The organism is Curtobacterium sp. B8 (genome assembly GCF_000333315.1).
Lineage (GTDB): Bacteria > Actinomycetota > Actinomycetes > Actinomycetales > Microbacteriaceae > Curtobacterium > Curtobacterium luteum.
Genome location: NZ_BACW01000161.1, coordinates 1 through 5,821, shown reverse-complemented (window position 1 = coordinate 5,821; position 5,821 = coordinate 1). Strand labels below are relative to the sequence as shown.

Annotated in this window: 7 protein-coding genes and 1 pseudogene; 4 read left to right on the top strand and 4 right to left on the bottom strand. The window is 74.8% G+C overall.

Annotation, left to right across the window (positions count from 1 at the left end; translation table 11 throughout):
• The 3 genes and pseudogenes from I59_RS04055 to I59_RS23730 form a co-directional block, all read left to right on the top strand.
• Window positions 1–418 (top strand): annotated as a pseudogene (locus tag I59_RS04055) (DUF917 domain-containing protein); the annotation flags it as partial.
• A gap of 28 nt (window positions 419–446) precedes the next feature.
• Window positions 447–1,526: a DUF917 domain-containing protein gene (locus tag I59_RS04050; protein ID WP_022902775.1), complete on the top strand. Its 1,080-nt coding sequence runs from the start codon at window positions 447–449 to the stop codon at window positions 1,524–1,526.
• Between the two features lie 30 nt (window positions 1,527–1,556).
• The gene (locus tag I59_RS23730; protein WP_307120432.1) at window positions 1,557–3,065 is read left to right on the top strand and encodes a helix-turn-helix domain-containing protein; all 1,509 of its coding nucleotides are present in this window, start codon (window positions 1,557–1,559) and stop codon (window positions 3,063–3,065) included.
• A gap of 131 nt (window positions 3,066–3,196) precedes the next feature.
• On the opposite strand, the gene msrA is transcribed toward I59_RS23730, so the two are convergent.
• From msrA to I59_RS23825, 4 genes are all read right to left on the bottom strand, one after another.
• Window positions 3,197–3,718 (bottom strand): peptide-methionine (S)-S-oxide reductase MsrA, encoded by a 522-nt coding sequence (msrA, locus tag I59_RS04040; protein WP_022902773.1) that lies wholly within the window; start codon window positions 3,716–3,718, stop codon window positions 3,197–3,199.
• An 82-nt stretch (window positions 3,719–3,800) separates the two neighbouring features.
• A complete protein-coding gene (locus I59_RS04035) occupies window positions 3,801–4,412 on the bottom strand; it encodes a biotin transporter BioY (protein WP_042726443.1) in 612 nt (203 codons plus the stop codon).
• 142 nt (window positions 4,413–4,554) lie between these two features.
• Complete coding sequence (locus I59_RS04030; protein ID WP_022902771.1) at window positions 4,555–5,247, bottom strand: TetR/AcrR family transcriptional regulator; 693 nt, start codon at window positions 5,245–5,247, stop codon at window positions 4,555–4,557.
• A 23-nt stretch (window positions 5,248–5,270) separates the two neighbouring features.
• Window positions 5,271–5,546 (bottom strand): hypothetical protein, encoded by a 276-nt coding sequence (locus I59_RS23825; RefSeq protein WP_376764442.1) that lies wholly within the window; start codon window positions 5,544–5,546, stop codon window positions 5,271–5,273.
• A 15-nt stretch (window positions 5,547–5,561) separates the two neighbouring features.
• On the opposite strand from I59_RS23825, the gene I59_RS21270 reads away from it, so the two are divergent.
• A partial coding sequence (locus I59_RS21270; protein ID WP_222834989.1) for a diguanylate cyclase domain-containing protein occupies window positions 5,562–5,821 on the top strand: 260 nt, incomplete at its 3' end.

Here is a 5,821-nt window from a genome sequence, read left to right as displayed (position 1 = left end):
GGAGGCGTTCAGCCAGACCATCTACACGTACCTGCGGGAGCTGTTCGACGGCAAGGTCGTCGACGTCGAGCGGCGCACGGTCGACGGGTTCGCGAAGGGTCGTGCCGTCGTGCAGGGCGCCGACGGGTCGGCGCTCGAGATCGCGTTCCAGAACGAGAACCTCGTGGCGCGTCGGGACGGCCGCCTGGTCGCGGTGGTGCCGGACCTGGTCTGCGTGCTCGACGCGGAGACGGCGGAGCCGATCACCACGGAGCGCCTGCGCTACGGGCAGCGTGTCCGCGTGATCGGGGTCTCCACGCCCGACCTCATGCGCACGCCGGAGGCCCTCGCCGTCTTCGGCCCGTCCTGCTTCGGCCTCGATGACGCGTTCGTGCCGGTCGAGGACCTGCACGACCGGGTGCCGGCGGGGGCGCGCTGAGGCGCGCCGATGCGCGAGGATCGCTGGTGTGCACCAGGGTGAGCAGCGTGACGGCGGCGTGACGGGCCTCCAGGCCGGCGACGTCGAGTCGTTCGGCCGCGGCACCGCCCTGCTCGGGTGCGGTGGTGGCGGCCAGGTCGACCACATGGTGCACGTGCTCCGACGGGCGATCGGCGACGGACAGGTCCCGGTCGTCGCCCTCGGACCGGCGACACGGTCCGTCGTGGCCGTGGGGCTCGTCGGGTCGACGACCGTGCTCGAGGAGAAGACGCCGAGCGGTCGTGAACTGCCCGACGCCCTCGCCGCCGTCGAACGGTGGACCGGTCGACGCGCCGACGCGGTCGTGGCGGCCCAGATCGGCGGGGTCACCGGGCCCGCCGCCGCCCTCACGGCCCACGCCGCCGGGCTGCCCCTCGTCGACGCCGACCTCGTCGGTCGGGCCACGCCGCGCATCGACCAGCTGTCCCTGTTCGTCGACCCGCTGCCCGCCGTCACGGCCGCCGCCGTGACCTCGAGCGGGCTCCGGATCGTCGTCGACGCGCCGGACCCGCGCGACCTCGAGACCGTCTGGCGCGAGGCCGTCTCGCACAGCGGCGGGTGGGCCGCCTTCGCGATCGGCCCGGTCGACCGCGACGTGCTCGCCGACCGGGCCGTCACCGGCAGCATCGGCCGGGCACTCCGCGTCGGTCGCGCGGCCGCGTCGTCGACCGGGGTCGACGACCTCGTGCGGCGGATCGGCGGGCGGCTCCTCGCCGAGGGCCGGGTGCTCGACGTCCAGCGCGGCGGCGACGCCGTGGCGTTCGTGCACGGGTCGATGGCGCTCCGCGACGCCCGCACCGGAGCCGTCGCGCGGATCGAGGCCGGCAGCGAGTGGGTCCACTGCCTCGTCGACGGCGAGCCGGTCGCGAGCACACCGAGCTGCATCGTCGTCGTCGACGCCCGGTCCCTGCGGCCCGTCTCGACCGATCGCGCACGGATCGGCGACGAGCTCGCCGTGCTCGTGCTCCCAGGGGCGCCGTGGTGGTGGGCCGAGCCGCGACGCACGGCCCGCGTGGCACCCCGTGCGTTCGGCATCGACGCCGACCCCGTCCCGGAGGTCGTCGCGTGATCCCCGTCGCCGAGTTCCTCCCGCTGCTCGGTGCGCAGGCGGTCGTGCTCGCCGGACCCGTCACCGGGCGGGTGTCCGTCGTCCGCGGGGTCGCCGGGACCCCGGCCGAGGTCGGTCGGACCATCACCGACGCCGACGACGGGGTCGTGCTGCTCTCGCCGCTCGAGCGGTTCGACGCCCGGTTCGACGTGCTCCTCCGGCGTGCGTCGACGTCGGGCGTGGCCCTGCTCGTCGTCGCCCCCACGGACGACGCACCGCCGGTCGGTGCCGGGACGGCCGCGCTCGCGGACCGGCTCGGTGTCACCGTGGTGGGCACCGCGGACCCCTGGGCGGCGTCCGTCCGACTGCACGAACTCATCGGGACCGGCGACGCCCCCGCGGCCCGCGCCGCCCTCACCGCGGCGCGCGTCGGGCTCGACGCCGGACCCGAGCTCGAGGACCTGTTCACCCGGCTCGAGTCCGGCCTCGGGCACGCCCTGCGCTTCCTCGACGCCTCCGGACGGGCGCTCCGCGGTGCTCCGGTCGCGCCGTCGACCGCCGCGCTCCTGGCGCGCACGTCCGGCACGAGCGAACCGGTGTGGGCGTCGGACGACACGGGTGAGACGGTCGTCGCGGTGCCGGTGCCGACCGGCATCGGCGCGCGGGCGTGGCTCGCGGTCGGGCTCACCGCGCCGCTCCGGGCCGAACGGGCGACCGTCGCGACCGCGCTCCGCGTGGCAGCGGTCGCCACCGGACACCGCCTCGTCCTCACGCGGCTCGACGACGAGCGCGACGCGCGGTACCGGATGGCGATGCTCGACGACCTCCGGGCGGCGGACGGCGCACCGGCCCCCGCGCTCGTGCAGCGCACCATCGCAGCCGGGTGGCGGCTCGACGCGTGGCACGTGGGCATCCGGCTCGTGGCGGCGCGCGGCTCCGGGGAGGCGGTGGACGCGGTCGCCCTGCGCGGGGCGGTGGAGTCGGCCTTCGCGGCGCACGACCTCGCCGTCACGGTCGTCGAACAGGCCGACGGGTGGGCGCTGTGGACCTCCGCCGAAGACGAGCTCGACCAGGCCGCCGTCGCCGCGCTCGCCGCCGGTGCCCGCGCGGCCCAGAACACCCTGCGGCAGGCGGTCGACAACAACGTGGCCGTCGGGAGCGTGCACGCCGGCCCGCGGGATTCCTCCGGACGCTCGGCGAGACCGGCGACGCGGTCCGCCTCGTCGCGGCCCGACCCGAGTCCGGCTGGTTCGTGCAACGTCGACCGGCTCGGGCTCGCCCAGTTGCTGCTCGCGTGGACGCAGACCGACACGTTCCTCCCGGCGGGCGGAGCAGCTCCTCGCGCCGCTCGAACGCGGCGGTGGGGCGCTCCGGGAGACCCTCGCGGCCTACCTCGACGCCGAGTCGTCGATCGCCGAGACCGCTGCGGTGCTCGGGGTGCACCGCAACACCGTGGCCGACCGCATCGACCGGGTGGAGCGACGGCTCCGGGTCGACCTGTCCGACCCGGAGACCCGCCTGGCGCTGCACCTGGCGACGCGGGCGCTCGGCGGTGCGTGAGCGGACCGTGCGCCGGACCGCCGGACCGCCGGCCTGCTTCCGGACCGCGCCGGGAACGGACCGGAGGCCCGTGGCGGGTTCGCCACGGGCCTCCGGTTGCGTCACACGGTCACGCCGTCAGGCGTGCGCACTCACGCCGAGGTGGTCGCCTCGTCACGGTGCGGGAGCTTCCAGCCCGGGCGCACGAAGTGGCACGTGTACCCGTGCGGGTGCTTCTCGAGGTAGTCCTGGTGCTCCTCCTCGGCCTCCCAGAAGTCACCGGCCGGCTCGACCTCGGTGACGACCTTGCCCGGCCAGATCCCGGACGCGTCCACGTCGGCGATCGTGTCGAGCGCGACCTGGCGCTGCTCGTCATCGGTGAAGAACACCGCGGACCGGTAGCTGCGCCCGACGTCGTTCCCCTGGCGGTCCTTCGTCGACGGGTCGTGGATCTGGAAGAAGAACTCGAGCAGGTCGCTGTACGAGATCTGCGACGGGTCGAAGACGATCTCCACGGCCTCGGCGTGGTCACCGTGGTCGCGGTACGTGGCGTTCGGGGTGTCGCCCCCGGAGTAGCCGACGCGCGTGCTGATCACGCCCGGGCGGCGACGGAGGAGCTGCTGCGCTCCCCAGAAGCACCCGCCGGCGAGGATGGCGGTCTCGGTGGTGGTCATGCTGGCCTCCTGGGCTTCGTCGTTGCCGCTGGCTGCGGCATCACCCGGTGCAACCGGCGACGGCTGCCGACTGTTCCCGCGGTCAGTCCATCGTGCACGGGGCCCGGCGCGGACGGAGGGCTGCCGTCCAGCCGAGGGACGTCACCCCTGCGCCGACCAGGGCTTTCGCGAGCCCGCCGAGCACGAAGGGGTACAGGCCGTACTCGAGGGTGTGCCGCAGGTCGAGGCCGAGCGCCACGGCGAGCCAGACCATCCCGACGGCGAAGGTGGCGACCGTGCCGAGGGCGAACGACAGCAGCGCGGCGGTGAACCGGCGGTCGCCGAACCGCTCGGCGACCCGACCCACGAGCGCGGCCGCGGTGACGAACCCGAGCAGGTACCCGCCGCTCGGACCGAGCAGCACGCCCGCGCCGGACGCGCCGTCGGCGAACACCGGCAGTCCGACGAGCCCGAGCAGGACGTAGAGGACCATCGACAGCGCGCCACGCCGGGCCCCGAGGGCGCTGCCGACGAGCAGGACGGCGAGGGTCTGGCCGGTGATCGGCACGGGCCAGAGCGGGACGGACACCTGGGCGGCCCCGGCGGTGAGGAGCGCTCCGCCGACGACGAGCGCGGTGCTCACGGTGGCGGTCCTCGGGAGCAGGGCGTCGGCGAGGGGACGGGGTCGGGCGATCGGGCTCATGGCGGTGGTCACGGGGTCCTCCACGTGGTCGGGGCGTTCGGGGCACCCGCGCAGGGCGCGGGCACGTGGCGGGGCACCCGCGCAGGGCGCGGGCATGTGGCGCGGGCGTGCGGCGCGGGCCTCCGGCGTGGGGGCTCGGTCGGGGTGGTCGACGTCAGACGGCGACCGTCGCGAGGAGCGACGCCGCGTCCCGCTGCGCGGCGTCCACCGCGGCGGGGTCGAGGCCGCACACCCGCAGGCAGCTGCTCGTGATGGCGGTGCGGTCGTGGTCGCCCACCTCGCCGACCCGGCGCAGCTGGATGACGGTCTCGACGAGCTGGATGAGAATCCCGCCGAGCTGGGCCGGTGCGACGGTCCGGGCCACGTCCGGGCTCGCCGCGAGCGTGCCGAGGCGGCCGTACACGTCCTGCAGCGCCTGTCGGTCGGCACGGAAGCCGGCGAACCGCTCGCCCTGGGCCTCGGGCAGCAGGTAGAGCGTGCCGACGTTGTGCGGGGTGCGCGCCAGGGTGCCGACGTCGAACGCGACGAGCGCGGCGAGGGCCACGGCCGCCGGGACCGACCGGGGGACCCGTTCGTCGAGCTCGCGGGCGACCACGAGGCTCGGGCGGACCGACGTCTCGAGCAGCTCGACGAGCACGTCGTCCTTGCCGGCGAAGTGGTAGTACAGCGACGCCTGCCGGATCCCGACGCGGTCCGCGATCGCCCGTGTCGAGGTCGCCCCGAACCCGTGTTCGACGAACAGCGCGGCGGCGGCGTCGAGGACCTGGTCGCGGGGGCTCAGCGCCGAGGAGGCGTCCGGGACGGCTCGCGGTCGGCCTGGGCGGGCGGGGCGGTCGTCGGCGGGCACGGTCCCATCCTCGCAGGCCGACCTCATGCGGGTGCTCCGGCCGGCTGCTCCCGGTACGCGCGCCACCCGCCGTGGTGGGTGATGTCCTCCGCGCCCTCGACCGCGTACGGCTCGACGAGGAACCCGGTGACGTCCGAGCCGTCGTCGAGCGTCACGGTCCCGATCGTCATCGGCGCGGGCAGTGCGGCGACGAAGGTGGCGAAGCCCCGCGCGGGCAGGCGCCAGACCTCGCCCGCGATGCCGGTCGCCGTGGCGGTGGTCGCGGTGTCGGTGGGCGTCTCGTCGGGGCGCTGGACCAGTCCGAATCACGCAAAATGCTGCGCCAGCTGAGCTACAGCGCCTCCCATGATGCACTGACGCATCTCGCCAACCGCGCCAGTTTTGAGAAACAACTGCGTATCCTGCTGCAAACGGTAAACAGTACACATCAGCGACATGCCCTGGTGTTTATCGATCTTGATCGCTTTAAAGCGGTGAATGACAGCGCCGGGCATGCGGCGGGTGACGCTTTGCTGCGCGAACTGGCGTCGTTAATGCTGAGTATGCTGCGTTCCAGCGACGTGCTGGCGCGACT